Below are 23,968 nucleotides of genomic sequence, written 5' to 3' on the forward strand. Positions count from 1 at the left end.
GACGATGGATACTGTATATACCCTCTGTTTTGCCATGCTAATTCTTGCGCTGCTGATCTCTTCGGTTCGTTTGCTGAAAGGACCGTCGCTACCCGACCGAGTGGTTGCGCTTGAGCTAATGGCCTCACTTACCGTCGGTTTGGTCGTGCTATATGGACTGGCATACCAAGAGCCAGCGTTCATTGATGTGGCTATTGTACTGGCGTTGACGTCGTTTCTGGCGGCTGTCGGGTTCTCGAGCTTTTTGGAGAAAAGAGGAATTCAAGATGATGACTGAGTTTTTTGTTGCGCTATTTGCACTGCTGGGCTCTTTCTTGATGCTCCTTGCCAGCATTGGCTTAAACCGCATGCCTGACTTGCTGACCCGTATGCATGCGACCACTAAAGCAGGTGCGTTAGGTGTGGGTCTACTGGTGATCGCCTTTGCGATTGTTTTTTGGAGCGATTCCGCCATCGTCGTTCGCGCAGCGGCGGTTGTCGTTTTCATCATGGTGACGGCACCGATTGCGGCGCATGTGGTGGCGCGGACCAGTTACTTCGTCGGTGTCCCTGTTTGGGAAGGCACGGTAAAAGATGCCATCAAAGAGCAGTACGATATGGATACGCACCAACTGTCTAGTCAAAACTGTACCGAAGCAATCCCCAGCGCTGCAGAGATGCCCGCTGCGGTGGAAACGCCGGGAGTCAAAGACGAGCCTTCGGCATCGTGACTGCTTTGACGTCGAGTGTAGTCATACTGTAAAGAAAACCGCCCCCACTGCTGGCAGTGGGGGCGGTTTTGCTATCAGAGAGGTTTATCGTCTCAATCCTTAAACAGCCACTTGGAACAGGACTACTTAGGAATGGTGGTAAATATCGTCCACTCTTTGACCACTTCTCGGCTCATGCCGACCACGGTGGCGGACACCTTGCGATCTAAGGCTTCAGTAGTCGCGTCACCCGCGCTTTCTTCGGCTGCGCTGTCTCCAAAACCAACAATGGCGATCCGCTCAGGCTCCACACCATAGTAGAGTAACTCTTGCTCAACGGCATTTGCTCGTAGCTTTGACAGCTCTAGATTGCGTTCCGCGCTGCCAGTTTTACTGGCGTAGCCTTGCAGTTGTATAGACGTCTCTGGGTATTGGGCAAGAAACTCTGCCATCGCTTCAATTTGGGTTGAATATTGCCAATCGACTTCGGCCGAATTGTTTGCAAATAAGATAAACAGCTGCGACTCTTCGCGTTTCGCGAGGGCTTGGCCGCAGCCATCGTTGTCAATAAGGGCTCCCAACGGTGTACCGGGGCAGAAGTCACGTGCGTTCACTACGCCATCACTGTCGTCATCGGTGAGATCAAACGGTTGTTCTGCTGTGGGAGTGTCAATATAGTCATACTGATCGTCTTCGGCTTGTGCGGTAAAGGCAAGCGCTACACTGAGCAGAGAAAACGGGAATAGCATCAATTTGTTCATCTTAATACTCCATCTTCTCTTGCCACTCTTTTGGCGTATCCACTAATAGTGCGTCGAGCAAGTTGCCGGTTGCATTCATCACTCGATACTTGGCGTACTGCTCAGCGTAGTGGGCGTCGAGGTAATCTTTACGCGCCTCAAACAGTTCGTTTTCGGTGTTGAGTAAGTCAAGTAGGGTACGTTGGCCGATACGATACTGTTTCTCGTAGGCAATCACTGTTTCTGAGGCAGAATCGACATGGTCGGAGAGGAACTGCTTTTGTTGCAAGGTCAAATCAAGCGCACTCCAAGAGAGGCGTAAACCTTCCTCTACTTGACGATACGCGTTGTCGCGTAAATCTTTGGCCTTGTTAAGTTGATAAGCCGCTCGTTCTGAGAGATCGCTGTCGCTGCCACCATTATAGAGGTTGTAGCGCATGCGAAGCATGGCAAGGGTTTCGTCACTCCGCCCTTCATCGCCGCCAGCGTCATCTCGCCAAGTTTGACTCGCTTCAATAGAGAACGTGGGGTAGAAGTTACCTTTAGACTGCTTGTATTGAAAACGTGCAGCATCAACATCCGCGTGTGAGGTTTGAATCACAGGGTGAGAGGCAATCGCCTGATCAAGTGCCTCCTCCAGAGTAAGAGGAATACGTGATTCGTCAGCACGCGGGTAGATGAGCCCAAGCGGTACTTGACCTACCACTCGCTGAAACTGAGTATGGGTATCAAAGAGGTTATTTTGCGCGGCTAGCAAGTTACCATGCGCTTTGGCGATACGCGCTTCAACCTGCGTAACATCAGCGGTTGAACCAACGCCAGAGTCGGCGCGACGTTTGATGTCTTTGTAGATGTCTTTATGGACCTTGAGGTTACTCTCTGAAAGCTGCAATACCTCGTAGGCTTTAACGGCATCTAGGTAAATCTCGGTGACTTGAAGTGCAAGGTCTGAAGCCTGCGACAAAAGTTGTAGCCTCAAAGACTCCGCATCCGCCGCGGTGCGGTCGATATCGTTTAATGTTGCGTTACCGTCCCACAGCAACTGCGTTAAGCTTACGGTCGCTTCCTTTCGGGTGAGGTCGCTACTCCCTCCACCTACGCTTTCAGCATCGTTAATTCCTTCATAACCGATACCCGCATCTAAATCGATACTCGGCAAGTACGCACCGACTGCCGCATCGCTAGATTTCACGGCACTGCGGAACTCATTGTAGCTCGATTTTAGATCCGGATTAGTGGCAATGGTATAAGCCACCGCTTGTTCTAACGTTTGTGACTGTGCTGCGAGGCTCAACATCAGTGTGCTCGCGGCGACGCATGATAACTTCCAGTTCAAGGTGATCTCCCTATACATCTCGTTACAGATAAGACGCTGTCACATAAGGTGTTTGTATTTCGTTATAGTTGTTACTAGCTTAGCCTTTCTAATGACAAAGTGAGAGGGGCAAATTCAAAAAATGACCGAATGTAGTACTCATTTACAGGTGTTGTCTCATTTTTGAGATGTTGGAGGTGGTTTTTACTCATTGAGTTTGGGGTAGGGCGCAATTTTATACCGAGTTTTTGTCGTTCATTTTCTTATTACTTGCGTAGATGCCGCTACACGCAATGGCTCTTATGACCTCCCGGTTTTTTTGATTCAGCTTATTAACTGAAATCATTTCGATTGACGTGGTCTATTAACACTTTTGTTTTGATAGATTAATTAATAATTTGATTCGATATTGCGAAAATGAGTTGCCAATTTCCGGCAAATTATGATACTTTCGCGCGCAATCTCGGAGAGCAGTCGTAATGACGCTCTGGGGGACACGCGTGAGGTCATTCGGGCTGAGTGAACACCACGTAGGGTAGGTATCGATAAGTCCTTTTATCGATAGACGGGATACTGTTGTCGTATAGCGACATATGAATGGGAAACCCAACATTGAATCCACTAAATAAACACACATTGATCAGCTTAGTTCTTCCTGAGTGCCCTGTTTTACAAGACAGTTGCATCACTGAACCTTGATTTTCTACTAAACGTCGAATCCATCCCATGTGATGGTCTGTTTATGCTTGGTTGCGATTTGCTATCGACACCGAGCCGTTTGCTGTTCCTTTTCCTCTCCCATTTTATCTCGGAAAAGGCCGAAAATTGTTTCAATGGAACTTATCATGAGCACAGCTTTTGAAGTCGATACCAACGCTATCGCAACCCCTTTTTCAACTCAGATTCCTGTTGTGGATGGTCTGTATGATCTCACGCCTGATCAAATTTTGCTTGATCAGCAACAGCACGAATCTGAAGTTCGCTCTTACCCTCGACGTCTACCGATTGCGATTAAACAAGCGTACGGTGCTTTAGTTGAAGATACTCGCGGTCAGTTATTCCTCGACTGTCTGGCCGGTGCGGGCACATTGGCGTTGGGTTACAACCACCCAGAGATCAACCAAGCACTGAAAGATCAGCTCGACAGCGGATTGCCATATCAAACATTGGACATCGCCACCCAAGCGAAGACCCACTTTATCAAGACGGTGAAGGAATTCTTGCCTGAGCAATTAGGCGACAATTGTGTGATTCAATTTTGCGGCCCTTCAGGTGCGGACGCTGTAGAAGCTGCGATCAAATTGGCGAAGCAGACCACCGGTCGTAACACCATGTTTGCTTTCCGTGGTGCGTACCACGGTATGACAAACGGCACTATGGGCATGATGGGCAACCTAGGCACTAAAGCGCGTCGTACTGGCCTGATGTCTGATGTGCACTTTATGCCATTCCCTTACAGCCTGCGCTGCCCATTTGGGTTGGGTGGCGAGGAAGGCGCCAAAGCCAGCATTCGTTACATTGAGCGTCTCTTGAATGATGACGAAGCGGGCATCATGAAGCCGGCAGCGATTATTGTTGAGCCGGTTCAAGGTGAAGGCGGTGTCATCCCTGCACCTGCATTCTGGCTGCAAGGCCTGCGTCGTATCTGTGATGAGCACGGCATCCTGCTGATTTTTGATGAAATTCAATGTGGTGTAGCGAAAACAGGTTACAACTTTGCGTTTGAAGAGGCGGGTATTGTGCCAGACGTGCTCTGCCTATCGAAAGCGATTGGTGGCGGTATGCCGATGTCGCTGTTAGTGATCAACAAGCAGCACGACACTTGGAAACCGGGCGAGCACACGGGCACCTTCCGTGGCAACCAGTTGGCAATGGTCTCTGGTGCCAAAGCACTTGAAATCATTCAGCGTGACAACTTAGTGGAGCACGCTAACATCGCCGGTCAATACCTGCGCCTTGGTTTAGAAAATATCCAAAAGCGTGTCAACTGTGTAGCAGAAGTTCGTGGTAAAGGCTTGATGCTAGGCGTTGAAATCAAGAAAACCAGCGACGAGAAGAACAAGTTTGGCGAGCCAGCCTCCGATGGTGCGATGACGTTGCGCATTCAACGTGCGGCACTGGAACGTGGTTTGATGGTTGAAAAAGGCGGCCGTGACGGTTCGGTTATCCGTTTCCTACCACCGCTGATTATTTCGTTTGAACAAATTGATTTTGCGCTACGCATACTTGAAGCGGCGATGATTGCTGCTGGCGCGGATTACGTTGAAGCACCTGCGGACAACCAAAAGTGGAACAAGCACTTTATTCACACCGGTGAGCAGGGTGCGGATGAGTTCGCGGCGGTAATGTCTCACACCACGCATGTGATGAAAGCGATGTTTGAGCAAGTGGAAAAACCATACTCAGGTATGGATCCTAAATTGCTTGAAGCGCAAATCAATGCGGTCAACCTTGATGCCTCTGAAACCAGCTTGAAAGAGGTGATTGCCAGCACGACCGACTTGGTGGCGAAAAATGCCATTTTCACTCAGCACCCAAGCTGTATTGCTCACTTGCACACACCCCCTTTGATGCCATCTGTGGCGGCAGAGGCGATGATTGGTGCGCTCAACCAGTCAATGGATTCATGGGACCAAGCGTCTTCTGCAACTTACGTTGAGCAAAAAGTGATTAACTGGCTGTGCGACAAATACGACATGAGCCAAGACGCCGACGGCATCATGACCAGCGGCGGCACGCAGAGCAACCAAATGGGTCTTATGCTGGCGCGTGATTGGATCGCCAACAAACTTTCTGGCCACTCTATCCAAAAATTGGGTTTGCCTGATTACGCCGACAAATTGCGAATCGTCTGTTCGGCTAATGCGCACTTCACCGTGCAAAAATCTGCCTCTTGGATGGGCTTAGGTGAGAAAGCAGTGTTACCCGTTCCAGCAAATATCGACGGCACCATGAAAACAGAGCTGCTTGAGCAAGTGGTTGCGGATGCAAAAGCGCAAGGCTTGATTCCATTTGCGATTGTCGGTACGGCAGGGACCACGGATCATGGCGCGATCGATGATCTTGAGCGTATCGCCGAGGTTGCCGAGCAGCACGAACTCTGGATGCATGTCGATGGTGCATACGGCGGTGCACTGATTCTCAGTGGCTCAAAAGGTCGCCTCAAAGGTGTTGAGCGCGCAAGCTCCATCAGCGTGGACTTCCACAAGCTGTTTTTCCAAACCATTAGCTGCGGCGCTTTGCTAGTGAACGACAAAGCAAACTTTGCGTTCTTGCTTCACCACGCAGACTATTTGAACCGTGAGCACGATGAGTTGCCAAACTTGGTCGACAAGTCTATCGCGACCACCAAGCGTTTCGATGCACTGAAAGTCTTCATGACAATGCAAAGTGTAGGACCAAAGGCGCTCGGTGAGATGTACGATCACCTGTTAGAGCAAACTCAGCAAGTGGCGTATATGGTTGAGGAGGCACCTGGTTTTGAACTGTTAGCCAGACCTGCACTATCGACGGTGCTATTCCGCAGCACGCTGGGTGACGAAGCGAACTTGGATAAACTCAACCAGAAAGTGCGTATTGAAGCGCTGGTACGCGGTATTGCGGTATTGGGCGAAACCGTCATTGCGGGCAAATCAGCTCTCAAGTTTACGATTTTGAACCCAACGCTTTCATTGAAAGATTTTGAGAAACTATTAAACGACATCAACCAGCTTGCGGTTGAACTAGTAAAATAAGGTAACAAAGACCATGGCAATTCTACAGATTGGTGCCGGCGGTGTTGGCTGGGTAGTCGCGCACAAAGCGGCTCAGAACAACGACGTCCTCGGTGATATCACTATCGCATCACGTACTTTAGGTAAGTGCGAGAAGATCATCGAATCGATTCAGAAGAAAAATAATCTGAAAGATTCAACTAAGAAACTAGAAGCGCGCGCAGTGAATGCGGACGACGTGGAGGCACTGGTTGCCTTAATCAAAGAGGTTCAGCCTGATCTTGTGATCAACGCGGGTCCTCCTTGGGTCAACATGGCGATCATGGAAGCGTGTTACCAAGCAAAAGTGTCATACCTAGATACCTCGGTAGCGGTTGATTTGTGCTCAGAAGGTCAGCAAGTGCCTGAAGCGTACGATTGGCAGTGGGGTTACCGTGAGAAGTTTGAAGAAGCAGGCATCACAGGCATTCTTGGCGCTGGTTTCGATCCAGGCGTGGTATCGGTATTTGCCGCGTATGCGGTGAAACACTTGTTCGATGAAATCGACACGATTGACGTGATGGATGTCAACGCGGGTGATCACGGTAAGAAGTTTGCGACTAACTTTGATCCAGAAACCAACATGCTTGAAATCCAAGGCGATTCTTTCTACTGGGAAGACGGTGAGTGGAAGCAAGTACCTTGTCACTCTCGTATGCTTGAGTTTGATTTCCCTAATTGTGGGGCTCACAAGGTGTACTCTATGGCGCACGATGAAGTGCGCTCAATGAAAGAGTTCATCCCTGCAAAACGCATTGAATTCTGGATGGGCTTTGGTGATCGTTACCTTAACTACTTCAACGTGATGCGTGATATTGGCCTACTGAGCCCAGATCCGCTGACGTTGCATGACGGCACTGTGGTTCAGCCACTGCACGTATTGAAAGCGTTACTTCCTGACCCGACCTCATTGGCGCCAGGCTACACAGGTTTAACCTGTATCGGTACTTGGGTGCAAGGTAAGAAAGATGGCGCAGAGCGCAGCGTGTTCATCTACAACAATGCGGACCACGAAGTCGCCTATCAAGATGTGGAGCATCAAGCGATCTCTTACACGACAGGTGTGCCAGCTATTACGGCTGCGCTTCAGTTCTTCCGTGGTAAATGGGCGGATAAAGGCGTGTTCAACATGGAACAGCTCGACCCAGATCCGTTCCTAGAGACCATGCCTGAGATTGGTCTAGATTGGCATGTTCAGGAACTCGAGCCTGGCCAACCCGTGATTCATAAACTCAAATAATCGAGTATCGGGTGTGAGTCCACACCCAGCGATGCTCATCAAAGCAGCCATTGGTCGTGTTCAATGGCTGTTTTTGTCATTTAGGGTTCTGTGGCGGTACAGCACAGTAGAACTCTTAAGCAGGAACTCGTGATGCACAACGAATTGAAAACTCCGTACTTTATGATCAACGAAGACAAGTTGATTGACAACCTAGAGAAAGCCAAGCAGCTCAAAGAGATTTCGGGTGTTAAGCTGGTGTTGGCGCTGAAATGTTTTTCAACCTGGGGCGTGTTTGACATCATCAAGCCCTATCTTGATGGCACCACCAGCTCTGGCCCATTTGAAGTGAAACTCGGCTACGAAACGTTTGGCGGCGAGACGCACGCCTACAGCGTGGGTTACAGTGAAGAGGATGTGCGTGAAGTCGCAGACATCTGCGACAAGATGATCTTCAACTCGCAATCACAACTTGCTGCGTACCGTCATATCGTTGAGGGCAAGGCGTCGATTGGTTTGCGTCTCAACCCAGGTGTCAGCTATGCAGGTCAAGATCTGGCTAACCCAGCGCGTCAGTTCTCTCGTTTGGGCGTGCAAGCGGACCACGTTAATGCAGAGGTGTTTGATGGCATCGATGGCGTGATGTTCCACATGAACTGTGAAAACAAGGACGTCGATGCGTTTATTGGCTTGCTCGATTCTATCTCTCATCAGTTTGGTGACTACCTAGATAAACTCGACTGGGTGAGCATGGGCGGTGGCGTCTTCTTCACTTGGCCAGGTTATGATATTGAAAAGCTGGGTCTAGCACTCAAAGCCTTTGCCGACAAGCATGGCGTGCAAATGTATCTTGAGCCGGGGGAAGCCATCATCACTAAGACCACAGATTTAGTGGTTACCGTCGTGGATATCGTTGAGAACGGCAAAAAAACAGCGATTGTTGATTCGGCGACCGAAGCGCACCGCTTAGATACGCTTATTTACAACGAGCCTGCCTCGATTCTAGAAGCGTCTGATGGTGGTGAGCATGAATATGTGATCGGATCATGTTCGTGTCTTGCTGGGGATCAATTCTGTGTTGCACACTTTGACCAGCCGCTTGAGATTGGTCAGCGCCTTCATATTCTTGACAGCGCGGGCTACACCATGGTGAAACTGAACTGGTTCAACGGCCTGCGCATGCCATCTGTGTACTGCGAGCGCTCGTCTGGTGAGGTACAGAAGCTGAACGAGTTTGATTACTCGGATTTCAAACGCTCTCTCTCGCAATGGAGTGTCCGTTAAACATCAATATAATGTGATGAATAGACGGTTCTACAAGCCATTTCTCCCAAACCCTGTCTTCGGATAGGGTTTTTTATTGTCGTCAGAATTGTCTGAAAATTCGACGCTTTAGCTGCATCTGGTATCAGGTTCGCTACAATTAACCATGATCTAGGTTAAATTCTTGACTATTAGGCGTTAACTGTGTGTACTGAGTGTGCACATTATTAAATATACCTATAAAAAATTTGTTGCTGGGTTGTTTTTGATTCGGTTGTCAGGTGAGTTAAAGGCTAGGAGAGCAGATGCGCCCTATTATGTATATTGAAGTTGGCGGCGTCCTTTGGCAGATCATGCCAGATGGTAGCTGGCAACAAATCCCTTTCGACGCCAGCAAAGAGCCAGATGTGCTGGTGATTACTCAAGATGTCGAGGGTGACAATCTTGTCCTGACGCCAGAGCAAGAAGAGGCCATTGAAGCGCAGCTAGACCAAGTGGTAGAAGAGCTGACTCAATACACGCTTAACAACCGAAGCGGAGAGGCGTACTCAGGCGCGAATTCGCAAGAGAGTCAAAGCGCTTCTTTGATTAACTTTGTTCAAGCAACCCTTCAAGAAACCATCGCTAAAGCGGGCTTTGACACCCGTCCTAACGACCCTTTCGCCAACGATGATGCCCAGCCTGAGCAAGAAGTGCTCGATCTCCTTAATCAAAACGCCCAACTGAGCGTGGATATCCTCGATGGCGGAGACGGCTACGAAAACCGATTTGAATCGCCAGGTGTGGTGATCCAAGGAACGGCGCCGAATATTCGTGACGGTCGCACCGTCAACATCACCATTACCGATATCAATGGTAAGAGTGTATCAACCACTGCAGTGACGAATGATGAAATTTACTCGGTAAGCGGAGTGGATTTGACCTCTCTCGCCGAGGGACCCCTGTTGGTTAACGCCGTGGTCGCAGACAACTTTGGCAATAGCGTCAGCGCCCAAGACAACACCATCAAAGATACCCTTGCCACCATTGATGTCGACTTTGATGGCGAGGGTGACGAATACTACAACCAGTTCGAAGTGAGTAACGGCGCCTTAGTCGGGCGTGTCGAGTTCGTCCAAGATGGTCAGCCCATCACAGTGCGAATCATTGACAGTGTGGGAACAACGTTAACACTGAGCTCTGTCGTTTCCGGCGGAACTTGGGCGATGGATAACCTCGACCTCAGCGCACTCGCCGAGGGCACCTTAACCGTTATCGCACAAACCATCGATGTGGCGGGTAACCCTGCAATCGCGCAAGATACCATCACTAAAGATACGTTGGCGTCAATTACGGCGGATGTCGAAGATGGTGGTGACAACGTCATCAATATTAATGAAAAAGAGAGCGTGACGTTCTCCGGCGCCGTGGCCAATGTCGAAAATGGTCAGCCTGTTCATGTCGTGATCACCGATGGCAGTACAACCCTTGAATTTGACACTGTGGTGGTGAACGGTCAGTGGCAGGTCGAGGATGTCGATATTGGTGATTTTGTCGACGGCACTTTAGAGGTCACGGCCAGTACGCAAGATATTGCAGGAAACCCTGCTACCACGACCGATACGAGTACCATTGTCGATACCACTGTCCCTACCATTGATATCGACACCCTGTCGGGCTTTAGCATTTTAGATTTTCGCCAAGGCAATTTGACTACGATGCAAGGCACAACCACGGGGGTTGACGATGGATTGTTGGTCACCATTACCGTTTCAGACGGTACGCAGACGTTAACCTTTCAGGGCGCTGTAACGGGCGATACATGGAGCGTTGAAGATATCGATATCTCGTCGCTTGACCTCAGCCAAACGTGGACCATTGATGCGTCTGTTTATAACGCCATTGGCAACCAAGCTGTCGACGATATGCCGACGATCGTGCTGCCTGACTCGCTCTCATTTTCTGAAACCGTGGTGGGCATATTTGGCAGCGAAGCAAAAGATGCCAGTATTAATGTTGATTTCGCCGATTTTCGTTTTTATTCCGATCAAAGCTTTCTGACCGATAGTGTCACCTCTCAAAACAGCAGTATCACGGTGACAGTCGCTGGCGATGGGCAAAGTCTTGAAGGGCTGAATAACACTGATGAAGTGGTGTTCAGAGCACAAATCGTCGGCGATGAAGTTCGTGTCACCTTTTACAAAGCGATAGATCAAGGCGAAGGGTTAGATTCACTGCAAACGGCTCTGTTGCTTGAAGGGATACAAACCGACGCCGATGGGACAACCGAAACCGTGATTGCCCATTTACCCATTACGATCAAGGACTCCGATCCGCTAGTGTTTGGCGAAAGCTACACCATGACAGAAGGGACAACGTCATCAGGTAACTTGCTCAACAATGATATTGATTTGGATACGCAACTTCTGATCCGAGAAGTAGAAGTCGGTGCTGAAACTAAAGCCATCACCGGCAATCAGCCAGTCAGTTTTACCACCAGTGATGGCGTATTGACGGTATTTGCCAATGGTCACTGGACGTTCACCGCATCGCGAAACTTAGATCACAACGCAGAGCACTTGGTTTCTATTAACTACAAGGCGGGGGATGAAAGCAATGACTTTGGCACCGCAACCGCCACGATCACCATCAACGATGGCGGCGCGGGTGATATTCAAAACGGTGTGGCAAGTAGCACAGAATCCAACCTAAGCGATGTTTCTGCTCCTCTTAACGCAACGTTTGAGGTATTAGCCGGCTCGGATAATCCCGATCCGTCCTCCCTTGTGTTTGCCAATGGCACGCTCGCTTTGCTCGACGCTTTGGGTTTGCAGTCAACCTTAGATTTAGCCGATATCACCTATACCTTAAGTGGCGATGGTACCCTCATTACTGCCAGTTCGGCTGGCGAAACCATTTTTACTTTAACACTGAGCGCAGTCGCCAATGGCGATGATGTGACGGCAACGGTCACCCTTAATCAGTCGCAGCCCATCAGTCACACCTTAAAAAGTGATGCTGTCACTATTCCTCTTTTGATTGCCGGTAGCGATTTAGATGGCACACCATTGTCATCCGGTGCATTTGAGTGGGTGATTCACGACGGTGCGGATCCTGAGTTGGCCAATGCCACCAGCGTGACGCTCAGTGAAAGCGATCTTGGCTCAGCACCGTTAAGTGCAAATGGTAGTTTTTCTCTCACGATCGGCAGTGATTACCTCGATAGTCTGTTTTTTGATTTGGCCGACCAACCAATGTTAAGCAGTGGCGGGCGCGATATTGTCTTTGTCTTGAATGACGACGGCTCGCTCTCTGGCTATACAGAAGATCTGCACACTCGTCTGTTGCCCGATGAACTGGTGTTTACCGTCACCTTTGCTCAGCCTGACAATGACGCGGATGCAACCGTTCCCTATACCGTCACACTCTATCAAGCACTCGACCAACTGGATGGTGATAGCACGTTGCCGATCGTGGTCACCGCCAAAGATAACGATGGCGATGAGTCGAAATTGACCTTGGATATTACCGTCAGCGATGGTGGCGTGCCGAGCATTGGTTCTGGGAACGTCGATTTGTCTGAAACGCCAAGAGCAACAGGCGTGACAGCGAAAGCGACCGCCGACGTTTCGTTTGATGTCAGTGCAGCGTTTGACCCATTGGTTTATTTGGGCTTGGGCGTTGAAACGGGTGATGCCGTGTTGGACTCGAATGGCGATCCCATCACCCAAAACGGTCAAGCGATCACATGGCGAGACAATGGCGATGGGAGTTACGATGCCATTCTCTCCAATGGTCAAACCGTTTTAAGCGTTTTTCTGCCTAGCGATTTTGTACTGGCGGCAGGCGACACGACAACGATTGATGTACGTCTTGAGCTGTATCAGCAAATTGATCACAACCTTGCAGGCAATGATTTAAGCTTAACCATCCCCGTACCGGTCTACACAGTGGATTCAGATGGGACGGAAAATACCGTTGAATCGAGCATCACCATTTTTGATGGCGCGGATCCTCAAATTGAAGTGACTGGGTCGATGGATGTCGATGAAGAGGGGTTGACCTCAGGTCAGCAAGACAGCGGTATTGAAACGTCGACGCCTTCGATCAACTTGATTGAAGGTTCGGATGATATCGTTTCCTTGAGTTTAGATCGCACCGCCTTTGATGCACAAGGTTATACCAGTGGCGGCGTCGCACTGATATTGGCTGAGGTCGACATCAATGGTTGGTACTATGCGATGGCTGATGGCGACGAAGCGTTTCGTATCCGTTTCAACCTAGATGGCAGCGTTGAATTTGAATTGTACCGCCCATTGGATCACGAATCGGGGTTAGGTGAGAACAACCTCGAACTCAACTTTTCTTTGACGGCGACCGATGCGGATGGCGATATTTCAACTGCCGTAGACTACACCGTCAATGTCAAAGACGATGTGCCGATCTCGGTAGATTCGACGCTCAATTTGGTCGAAGGGGACAGTCAATCAGGCAACATGATCACCGCATTTGGCCGTGTTGGCGCCGATGGTGGTCAGTTGGTCAGCATCGGTTATGATGTCGATGGCAATGGTAGCTATGATCAGTATGTTTTTAGTGATGCCAATCCGTCATATACCATCAATCTCTATAACGACAACACCCCATCAGTCAGCTACGGCACGCTAACGGTCAATCGAGACGGCAGTTACACCTTGGTGACCAACGATAGCGTAGATGCAGACCCAGTATTGAATGACTTCCTGCAAATGGTAGTGCGGGACTTTGATGGCGATGAAGCCACCAGTGAGATTAGCTTTGTACTGGGGGACAACGAAGGCTTTATTCGTGTTGCTGATACGCAAACGACCGAAGACAATCTCGCTACGCTGGCGATTGAAGTCTCAACAGGGGATGTCGACCAAGAAGAGCAGGTGACGCAAATCGCCATCAGCGAAAGTTCGCTTCAAGGTGGTTCACTCTATCTCAATGGTGTGCTTCTTGTTGCCGTTGACGGATTGATTACCCTCTCTGGCAGCCAACTCGATAGCTCGAATCCTAGTTTAGTGGTACCCAATGGTACGTTGACGTATCTTCCTGCGGAAAATCAGTCAGATACTACACAGTCGATTTCTCTTGATGCCTCTGCGGTGATCAGCACGGATACGGGTCCTCGAGATCTAACGGAAACGCTAGAGGTCTCGGTGTTACCGATTGCTGATACCCCTGAATGGGGCCAGTCCCAGTTTACTTACAGTACCGTTGAAGATGCCGACGAGGCGCTGTCACTGGATATCACGGCCAACCTTGTCGACCTTGACGGCTCTGAATCGCTTAAATATGAGATCTCAAATATCCCCGACGGGATCACCGTTACCCTTAATGGCTCGCCCATCAGTGAAGGTAAACAGTACACTCAACCTCAACTCGATCAGATGAAAATCGAAGCGGACCCGAATGTCGCGGGGAGTTTCACGTTCGATATCAAGGCGATTGCGATTGAAGCGGGGAATAGCTTTGCTAGCAGCGATGATAAAACCGCTGAAACCACCTCACAGGTGGTGGTCAACGTGAGACCGGATGCCGATACGCCGACCCTTGAAGTCAAAGACATCAAAGGACTGGAAGATGAGGGGATCAATCTTCAAGATTACATCTTCGCTGACCTCACCGATACCGACGGCTCAGAAAGCTTGCGCATCAACATTCAAGTACAAGACGGCTGGACTATTGAAGGCGGCAGCTATATCGGTAACAACCAGTACACGGTGTTTGCGGCGGATCTTGCGGCTGGTTTAGTGACGTTGGTGCCTAAAGAAGACATCAGTTCCTACACGGAATCACTCTTTATCAATGTGACCGCTGTGGCGACAGAATCTACCCAAGATGGCTTGATTCCAGAGAACTCTGAAGCGTCAAGCAACACTGAAACGATTCAAATTTACCTCAAAGGCGTGGTGGATGAGCCGACGGTCATCGATGGCGGCCAAGGGCATTGGCAGTATGATGCTGAGAACAAGGTGATCAGCAATCAAGCGGACATGTTGGAAGATGCGCTAATCGCACTCGATTTTGTTGTCCAAACCAGTGACGATGATGTCTCAGAAGCGATCAATATTCTACTCACCGATATTCCAGAAGGTACCCAGTTAGTTGATGCTTCTGGAAACCCTGTTGCGTTAACCATCGCGTATATCGATGACACCACAGGTCCTGTATATCAGGTCAGTAATGACGACTTAGCGTCGCTCTATCTCAAACCAGTTAAAGATTTCAGTGGCCAGCTCACCTTGTCGGTGATCGCGGTGTCGACCGAGCCTGACGGTGATGCCGGCGAGTTCCCAATGACCGTCGAGATTGAGGTGTTGCCTCAGGTGGATCAAGCCGATGGCCAAGTGATTTCGACCCAAGGGGTCGAAGACCGATTGATTTCACTATCGCTTCAGCCGTCCATCAATGCCGATCAGGATGGCAGTGAGACCTTAACCGGTTACGTTATTACGTCACTAGATAACGACCTTACCCTCTACTTTGATGGGGCGCCCATTGAGATTGGAAGCGGCCTCGATTTGAGCACCTTATTGGATGGCGACACGCCCACCCTCGACAGTTTATTAGCCAGTGGCCGTTTGAGCGTGCTGGCCAGCGAAGACTTAAGTGGCGTGTTCAGTGTGGGCATTCAATACCAAGTGACAGATACCTCTAGCGAAGGCGCGACCGATGTTCGCTGGCTTGACGGTTCGCTGAGTGTCAATGTGAGTGCAAAAGTCGAGCTGGATACGCGTCTTGAAAGCTCCGGCAGATTGTACAGCAGTGATGATGGCTCCGCGGTGGATATATCGGATGCGGTCATTTTCATTGACGAAGATCTCGATGGCTCAGAATACCTCGATTACATTTTGCTCGTCGTTCCGGATGGGTACACCTTGATTGTGACGCATCCTAATGGTGCTAGCCAAGACGGTGATGGTAATTGGCTGATTCCAGCAGCGGGTTTGACCAGTGACAGCTTCCAGGAGAGCGTGACACAAATTCTAAATGGTGCGACTATCTCCAGCGCACAAAACACCCCAGTGTTGGATATCGTGGTTCGCGCGCGCGTGCTTGACGGCAGCGATGACCGCTTTATCGATACCAGTTTTGAACTGCAGATCACCGGTCATGATGGCAGCGGAACATGCGATCCAGTCGGAACGCCCGGTGATATTCAGTCAGGCGATATTACGCAACCGGAAGGCGACAACATCGACCTCTCTGGGCTACTCAATAGTGATGTTGCTAGCGATCCAGACAACGTCATCTCGTTCTTTGTGCCGGCCGATTCACTGCCCGAAGGTGTTGAGATTCAGGGCAGTGGTGTCACTGTAGAGTATGATCGTTTGGGGAACGTGATTGGCTATTCCATTACTGCTTCGGCGCTGGACAGTTTGGTCTTGACTGGTATTGATGAAGATTATGCGGGTATCCTAACCTTTACCGTTCAAACCATAGAAACCTCAGCCTGTAATGGCACCTCGGTGACCACAGACCAAACCATTAGTATCAAGATTACGCCCGTGGTCGATGACATTGCGGTCACAGCGGATACTTACACGATTCAAGAGGATGCGGTCAGTGACCTCAATCTATCGCTCATTCTTGGCGATAGTATAGAAGACAGCCAGATGATCACTGGCGAGGGTACTGAAGCAACGGGTAAAGAGACGGTCAATAGCTTGACCGTGACTCTGACTGCCGGTGCGACGCTGTCTGGCCCTGAGGACGTGTTGCAAGACAACGGCGATGGAACGTGGACTATTTTGCAGCCTGCTCGATTAAATGAAGTCGAGTTGGTGCCGCCAGCGCATTACAGTGGAGACGTCGTGATGACCTTCACTGCCAATATCACCGATGAAGCAAGTGACATCGCCGAAACTGACACACAAGATAAATCCACCACAGTCACCGTCAATGTTGAACCTGTCGCTGATGAAGCGAATCTTGTGACAGAGAACGTGACTGGCGACGAAGACAGCTATATTTCTCTCGGCTCCATGAGTGCGGCGCTGATCGATCAAGACGGATCAGAAAGCCTCTCTTTGAGTTTAAAAGGTGTCCCTGATGGTGCGGTTGTAGTTTACAAAGTGGGAGACAGTTACGAGCTTGCACCAAACAATGGTCCTGATGGCGGCACTTTTGACGGCAGCAACACCTATGAGTGGCAGTTAGACAGTGCTCGCTTGAGCGATGTGTACATTCTTCCGCCACGTGACTTCAGTGGTGATATGCCTCTCTCCTTGGAAGCGATAACCCAAGAGCTTGAAAACAGTGATGTCAATTTCACCAGCTCTGAATTCATTGTCGGTGTATTGCCGGTAGGTGACCGTGTAGAGTTGGTCGACCTGGCTGATAGCTTGACGAGTGAGGAAAACACCGGTGTAGAGATTACACTCAATGCCTCGAGTTTTGAGACCAACAGTGACGAGTACCTACTACTCAGTTTTATTGTTGAACCGACTTCTGACGCTAGTGCGTTTACGGGCTTAGATCGGATAAAAGTGGGATTGCAAACCTCGGTGTTTTTGTCGACAGGCGATGGCCGAGCGATCGCGACTGTACAGGTTAAAGCGAGCGAAATTAACAACGTCACTTTCTTCCCGGGTGATGCTTTTGGAGAGTTCGACGTGACGATTTCTGTGTCGAGCTATGATCAAGCGATCGTGTTGGGTGAGCTTGCCGATGACCTGGGCGAGGCGACCGAGGAGAGTTTAACATTAACCATTACGCCGGAGCCTGATGCGCCCACTCTGACTGTGGATTATGACACCATTGTCGCCGATGCCGATGGCATCATCCCATTGGGGCTGAGTCTTGAACTTATCAATCCAGCCGACAATGAAACGGGCAGCGTGATCATCTCTGGCTTACCGAGTGGCCTAGTGTTAAGCGCGGGTACTAGTCAAAACGGTAAGTACACCGTTGCGATGGAGGACATCGCTGATTTATCGATTGTTAGCGGCTACGATGGAGCCAGCGATTTTCAGTTGTCGATTGAGCCGGTGGCCAGCATAGGTTCCGATTCAGCAAGCGGTGTCGCGCAAGTTATTGACATCAGTTTGCAAGACCCTAGCGTTGTCTCAACCACGTTGACGGGTACTGATGGCGTTAATGACCGATTTGTGATTGGTCAAAGTAGCGGCACCGATACGATTACGGATTATGAATACAGCGCCGATAGCGATGCCATCGACTTAAGTGCGATTTTAACTGGCGTGAGCGACGGCGATAGTGCGGCGCAAAAACTCGATATTCGAGATGACGGCGGGGATGTCTTGATTGAGGTGACACCAGATGGCAGCACAGTTCAGCAATCCGTGCGTATTGCGGGTGTGAGTCTTAACGACTTCGCGCCGAGTGTGAGCGGGGAAGCCGAGATTCTGCAAAAAATGATTGATGATCAAAACCTCATCGTGCAGTAAAAGATGGGAAAGAAGGCTATGGAACAAAACGGGGCGTTAGACCCTTGGTATGCGGCCCTTGAGTGGTGGGTAAACCACTTTGATAAACGTTGCCACAAGGATTTGTTGCTGACGGGGTTGCCGCTGTCTGAACGCGGTAGGTTGGATCATCAGCTATTTTTCCGTGCGTTGGAACGGGCACAGCTATACGCGACGCCGTTGCCACTGTCAGAGATCACTCCACAATCCTTACCCCTCTTACTGGTGGACAAACACAGCAATCAACCTCATATCGTCACCAAATACGATGAGCAAGGCTATCAGCTGTGGTCGGAAGATCGCGAGAAGACCATGAGCGCCGAAGAGATCAAGCGGTGCTCAGAGCCCAACCTGTGGCGCATTGACGTTCAAGCACACTATGATGAGAGAATCGAAAGCTCGCAGCCTCGTTCCCAAGGGCATTGGCTATGGAACGTGGTCAAAGAGGTGAAGCCTTGGTACCGAGATCTGCTCGTAGCGTCTTTACTTATCAATGTGCTGGCTCTGGTTGTCCCGCTGTTCACGATGAACGTGTATGATCGAGTGGTGCCCAATCAAGCCTTTAGTACCTTGTGGGTACTGGTGGTTGGGGTCTGTGTCGTGATTGTTTTCGACTGGTTGCTGCGCGAGGCGCGAAGCTCAGTGACGGATGTCGCTGGGCGTTATCTGGATAATAAGCTGTCTGCCATCTTGCTTGGTAAAGTATTGGGGATGAAGCTAGAAAACCGTCCGCAATCGATCGGGGCGTTTTCTCGCCAACTTCAAGATTTTGATAGTGTCCGTGATTTCTTCACCTCCATTTCTCTGGTGACCTTGATTGATCTGCCTTTTACCCTGCTGTTTTTGCTTCTTATCGGCTGGCTAGGTGGGGCGATGATGTTGGTTCCTGTCACTGTGATGTTGGTGCTGATCGGGTTGTCGGGCGCGATGAAAGGCAAGATAGAACAAACCCAACAGGAGACGGCAGCGCTGTCGAGCCAGCGTCAAGCCCAACTGTTTGATTGCCTAAGTTCGTTGCCTGAAATCAAACAAAATAACGCACAAGGGACGATACAAAAACGCTGGGAGCAGACGGTCGCGTCCTTGTCCGACTGGCAAAATCGTTCTCGTCATTATTCCAACTTAGTGGCGCACTCAATTCAATCGAGTCAGCAAATCGTCACCATTTGCCTCATCGTGTTTGGTGTCTATCAGATTTCTGAGGGCTTGCTCAGTATGGGCGGGTTGATTGCAATTGTGATGCTCAGCGGCCGAGCGGCGGGCAGCATCAATCAACTCTCTCTTCTCATGCTGCGTTATCAGCAAACTAAGACCGCTATCGAAGGGCTTAACGCTATCATCGATTTGCCTCAAGAAGATCAAGAAAGCAGTAAATTGTCCCAAGGCCAGTTCCAAGGTGGCGTGCGTTTAGACAAGGTGAGTTACCAATACCCTCAAACTCCCACACCTTGTTTAGAGAGCGTAAGTATTGCTATTCCCGCCGGTGAGCGTGTTGGGATTATTGGCGCTGCGGGCGCGGGAAAGTCTACGTTACTTGCCATTATCGCCAAGCAGGCCAATCCAACCCAAGGACGCGTCTTTTACGATGAGATTGATAGCCAACTTTGGCCGAGTGCCTCCATTCGTCATCACACCGGCTGGGTGGGACAAAACCCACAACTGCTCTATGGCACAGTGATAGACAATATCACCTTGGGCGCGAACGAGGTCGATCAGAAAAAGTTAGCGCAGGCGATACAGCTTTCGGGACTGGGTGCCTATCTCGATCGTATGAGTAACGGGTTGGAGACCCAAGTGGGTGAAGGCGGACGTTTTTTATCCGGCGGTCAACGTCAAGCGGTGGCGTTGGCGCGTGCGTTTTATCGCAACTCAAGTTTATTGATTCTAGATGAACCGACCGCTTCCTTAGATAGCGATGCAGAGGCGCGTTTATTCCATAGTTTGCAGTCGTTGCCGCGTGACAAAACGATGTTCATTAGCTCGCACAAACACTCCTTCCTCTCCTTGTGCGACCGTATTTTGGTGGTTCATCAGGGGCAGATCGTTGCAGATGGTTCACCCGCAGAGATCTTGCATGCGCGTAAAGAGACCAACAAAAAGCGTGTTCGCTCTGTCTCAGTGGTCAAAGGAGGCAAGCATGAGTAGCACCGCGTGGAACAACGCGCATCTAGCCTATCGCTCACGTCGCTTGATTTGGTTAAGTGGTGCGCTCATTGTTGCCATCATCGTGTGGGCAACGTGGGCCAAACTGGAAGAGGTGGTGGTGGGCGAAGGAAAAGTGGTACCGAGCCTTTCTGTCCAGACGATACAAAGCTTAGAAGGGGGCTTGGTAAAACAAGTGCTCGTCACTCAAGGTGAGCGCGTTGAGCTTGGTCAGCCCATAGCGATTTTAGACGACACGCGTTTTAAAGCGAGCTTTCAAGAGTCGGCTCAACAAGCGCAATCTTTGCTGGCACAAAAGCAGCGTCTGGAAGCCGAATTGATCAGTGTTCAAGTACAAAGCTCGCAAGTTGACTGGCGTGAGCAGGTCAATGTGGTCACCGCGCCCTTTGTGTTAGAAGCGGGCAGCCATAACGCACTATTTAATGAGCGCGCGAACTACTTGGAGCGCATCGGTCAGCTCAATGCAGAGCTTGAAGAGTCGACGTTGCGCATTGAGCAGCAAGCGCAGGCCTACAACGATACCTTGAATGCCATCAAAACATTGCAAAGCAGTCTGGCCATTGTCACTCAAGAGCGCGACATGTTACGTGACGTCGTTGCTAGTGGCGCGGTCGCGGAAGTCGAACTGCTCAAGCTCAATCGTGATTTCGTCAAGCTACAAGGTGACATCGCCAGTTCACAAGTGATGGCGCAAAAGCAAAAAGCCGCTTACGCCGAAGCGATTGCCGATAGGCGAAGCACGGCGCTCGATTTTCGCGCTAAAGCGCAAGGACAACTGAATGAAGTCGCCACTAAACTGGCTCAACTGCAAGAGAGTCAACAGGCGATAGCGGATCAACTTAATCGCACGCAGCTTGTCTCGCCAGTTGATGGACGAGTCAAAGAAGTCTTTGTTCGCACTATTGGTGGTGTGGTGAGACCCGGCGAGCCGATCATGGAGTTAATACCTGAAAATAGCACCTTGATAGTTGAAGCGAGGATCTCACCGCAAGACATTGCTTTTGTGCGCAGCGGCCTTGCTGCGACCGTGAAATTCAGTGCCTACGATTTTGTCATTTATGGTGGATTAGCAGGCAAAGTCACCTATGTCAGTGCTGACGCCCTGCAAACGGAAGAGGGCAATGCCTACTACCGTGCTCACATCACGTTGGATGACAACGAAAAGGTGTCGCAATTTACCATTATTCCGGGCATGCAGGTGGCCGTGGATATCTTGACGGGGGAGAAAACCGTCCTGAGTTATTGGCTAAAACCTATTTTGAGAGCAAAAGAGAATGCTCTTCGAGAACGATAATAAACATAAGGATAGATAATGCGTTCCAAATCGTTACTGTTAGGCGTGTTGCTGTCGAGTTCAGCGCACGCCATTTCTCTGGAAGAGTCGGTGGCGTTTGCCATCGATTACAGCCCAGAGTTGTTGGCTCAGTATTCCCGCTATCAGTCTGTAGTGCGTGATGGTGATGCCGCAAGTGGATTTCAGCTTCCACAGGCCAACCTTTATGCTGCAGCCGGTTATGAGGAGACGCGCTACAACAGTGGCTCATACATTGACCCAGATGATAGAGGCTTAACGCGCACCGAAATTGGCCTAAAAATCTCTCAATTGCTGTTTGATGGTTTTAGCACCAGTTCAAATGTGGCTCGTTTGGGGTATGAGGCAGAAGCGGAGCGCCTAACTTTAATCTCAAGGGCAGAAAACGTGTCACTCGACATTGTGCGTATTTACTTGGAACTGCTGAAAGCGCAAACCCTACTTGAGCTTGCAGAGCGCAATGTCCGAGAGCACCAAGAGATCTACCAAAATGTATTGGACAAAACGCAAAAAGGTTTGAGCAGCAATTCCGATTTAGCGCAGATTTCAGCGCGTGTCGCCACGTCTCAATCCTCTCTTATCGCTTCGCAGAACAATCTCGTCGATCTTCAGACTCAGTATTTGCGCCTAGTGGGCAAAATGCCTACGGACTTGGTCGATCCTGTGTTTGATGACGCGCTGCTGCCGAGCAGTGCGGAGGTGGCGAAAACGCAGGCCATCGACAATCACCCCGAAATTAAGGCGGCGGTATTGGATTTGGATGCCGCGCGTAAAGAGGTCCGCCGAGAAAAAGGCGGTTATTACCCAGAGATCAAGCTTGAGTTGCATGCCAACAAGAATGACAACGTCAGCAACGCTGAAGGGCCAGATGAAGATGCGCGCATCATGCTGACGATGGATTACGATATTTTCAATGGCTTTGCCACCGATGCGAGTGTTGAGTCTTCCGCTTGGCGCGTAGAAGAGGCTCGCGCTATTCGCTTGCGCACTGAGCGTGAAGTCGAAGAGGGCACGCAACTGGCTTGGAACGCCTACGACATGTTAGAGAAACAGATGATGTTACTGCAACAAAACGTGGATGCAGTGAAAATTGCAGAGCTTGGTTATATCCAGCAGTTTAACGTGGGTCGCCGTAGTTTGTTGGATGTGTTGGATGCCAAAGTGGAAGTGTTCTTGGCGAGAAAAAATTATGTTTCAGCTAAATACGATCATACCTTAGCCGCATACCGACTGTTTAATGCGATGGGTATTCTCACTTATGCGCTTCGAGTCGAACATCCAGAAGAGTGGCAAGGGGAGGAGAAACAATGATGAAGTGGTTACCCCTTTCGCTTGTGCTGCTGACCGCTTGTGCGCAAGAGCCAAATATTGAGACGACGCGTCACCAAATTGATGATCTGACCGATGACGATCGCGACGGCGTGATCAATCAGCGTGATTTGTGTGCATTGACGCCGGATAATGTGGCTGTCGACAGACAAGGTTGTACGCAGTGGCAAATTGAAGAAAAAGCCAACGTGATCAGTTTTTTCTTCGACATGGACAAGCACCAAGAAACACCGGAGCATCAGGCGCCCCTTGAGCAGCTTACGCACCTGCTCGATGCGCACCCCGACGCATCGGTAATATTGCTCGGTGATACCAGTCCTGAAGCGAGCTTGGCGTACAACCAGGCTCTGGCTAAGCGTCGCACCTACACCATACGTTTGATGCTTGAGCGACAAGGCATCGACCCCAACCGTATTTCAGAGCAGGAGTTCACCCAAGTGACGGCATTGACTCAGTATCTGCATGCGCGTAAACGTCGTGCCATTGCCGTCGTCATGACCGACGTCATGAGCGTAAAGCCAACGTGGACGATTTTCAGCTCCGAGCAACAATTAACACCCAAAAGCAATGCAGAGGTGAAAAATGAACAGTAAACTTTTGCCACTGATGTCGACTGCGTTGTTTATTATGCCTTGGAGTATGGTCTCTAACGCATCGGCGCAAGACTCGATCACCGCAGTGGCGGTGGACAGTCATATGGTCTCTCTCATCGGTGCATTAACGGATGGCAAGTTTGAGCAGTTGGACATTCT

The 23,968-nt window shown here is 50.1% G+C and carries 12 protein-coding genes; 10 read left to right on the plus strand and 2 right to left on the minus strand.

Annotated elements, in window-relative coordinates; all coding sequences use genetic code 11:
* The first annotated feature begins 4 nt into the window (after window positions 1-4).
* Together AC6R1A_RS03195 and mnhG are read left to right on the plus strand one after the other, a co-directional pair.
* On the plus strand, window positions 5-277 hold the full coding sequence (locus tag AC6R1A_RS03195) for an MrpF/PhaF family protein (RefSeq protein ID WP_334552313.1): 273 nt from the start codon (window positions 5-7) through the stop codon (window positions 275-277).
* Window positions 267-710, plus strand: coding sequence for a monovalent cation/H(+) antiporter subunit G (gene mnhG / locus AC6R1A_RS03200; RefSeq protein ID WP_500633322.1), 444 nt, complete (start codon window positions 267-269; stop codon window positions 708-710). The genes AC6R1A_RS03195 and mnhG overlap by 11 nt, the downstream gene beginning before the upstream one ends.
* Before the next feature lie 122 nt (window positions 711-832).
* Here mnhG and AC6R1A_RS03205 read toward each other — a convergent pair whose 3' ends face one another.
* Together AC6R1A_RS03205 and AC6R1A_RS03210 are read right to left on the minus strand one after the other, a co-directional pair.
* Window positions 833-1,450 (minus strand): OmpA family protein, encoded by a 618-nt coding sequence (locus AC6R1A_RS03205; protein WP_487903721.1) that lies wholly within the window; start codon window positions 1,448-1,450, stop codon window positions 833-835.
* 1 nt (window position 1,451) lies between these two features.
* On the minus strand, window positions 1,452-2,726 hold the full coding sequence (locus AC6R1A_RS03210) for a TolC family outer membrane protein (protein WP_500633393.1): 1,275 nt from the start codon (window positions 2,724-2,726) through the stop codon (window positions 1,452-1,454).
* A gap of 863 nt (window positions 2,727-3,589) precedes the next feature.
* Here AC6R1A_RS03210 and AC6R1A_RS03215 point away from each other — a divergent pair.
* From AC6R1A_RS03215 to AC6R1A_RS03250, 8 genes are all read left to right on the plus strand, one after another.
* The gene (locus AC6R1A_RS03215; protein WP_500633323.1) at window positions 3,590-6,478 is read left to right on the plus strand and encodes a pyridoxal phosphate-dependent class III aminotransferase; all 2,889 of its coding nucleotides are present in this window, start codon (window positions 3,590-3,592) and stop codon (window positions 6,476-6,478) included.
* 13 nt (window positions 6,479-6,491) lie between these two features.
* Window positions 6,492-7,736, plus strand: coding sequence for a carboxynorspermidine synthase (locus AC6R1A_RS03220; RefSeq protein WP_500627653.1), 1,245 nt, complete (start codon window positions 6,492-6,494; stop codon window positions 7,734-7,736).
* Between the two features lie 129 nt (window positions 7,737-7,865).
* Entirely contained in the window at window positions 7,866-8,999 is a 1,134-nt protein-coding gene (gene nspC, locus AC6R1A_RS03225; protein ID WP_500633324.1) for a carboxynorspermidine decarboxylase, read from the plus strand.
* Between the two features lie 284 nt (window positions 9,000-9,283).
* Window positions 9,284-18,394, plus strand: coding sequence for a T1SS-143 repeat domain-containing protein (locus AC6R1A_RS03230; RefSeq protein ID WP_500633325.1), 9,111 nt, complete (start codon window positions 9,284-9,286; stop codon window positions 18,392-18,394).
* Between the two features lie 18 nt (window positions 18,395-18,412).
* Complete coding sequence (locus AC6R1A_RS03235; protein WP_500633326.1) at window positions 18,413-20,557, plus strand: type I secretion system permease/ATPase; 2,145 nt, start codon at window positions 18,413-18,415, stop codon at window positions 20,555-20,557.
* Complete coding sequence (locus tag AC6R1A_RS03240; protein ID WP_500633327.1) at window positions 20,550-21,869, plus strand: HlyD family type I secretion periplasmic adaptor subunit; 1,320 nt, start codon at window positions 20,550-20,552, stop codon at window positions 21,867-21,869. The genes AC6R1A_RS03235 and AC6R1A_RS03240 overlap by 8 nt, the downstream gene beginning before the upstream one ends.
* Before the next feature lie 18 nt (window positions 21,870-21,887).
* A complete protein-coding gene (locus AC6R1A_RS03245) occupies window positions 21,888-23,198 on the plus strand; it encodes a TolC family outer membrane protein (protein ID WP_500631154.1) in 1,311 nt (436 codons plus the stop codon).
* On the plus strand, window positions 23,195-23,809 hold the full coding sequence (locus AC6R1A_RS03250; RefSeq protein WP_500633328.1) for an OmpA family protein: 615 nt from the start codon (window positions 23,195-23,197) through the stop codon (window positions 23,807-23,809). The genes AC6R1A_RS03245 and AC6R1A_RS03250 overlap by 4 nt, the downstream gene beginning before the upstream one ends.
* Window positions 23,810-23,968: the final 159 nt, after the last annotated feature.

The sequence above is a fragment of the Vibrio sp. R10-SG3-ISO3 genome (genome assembly GCF_059834225.1).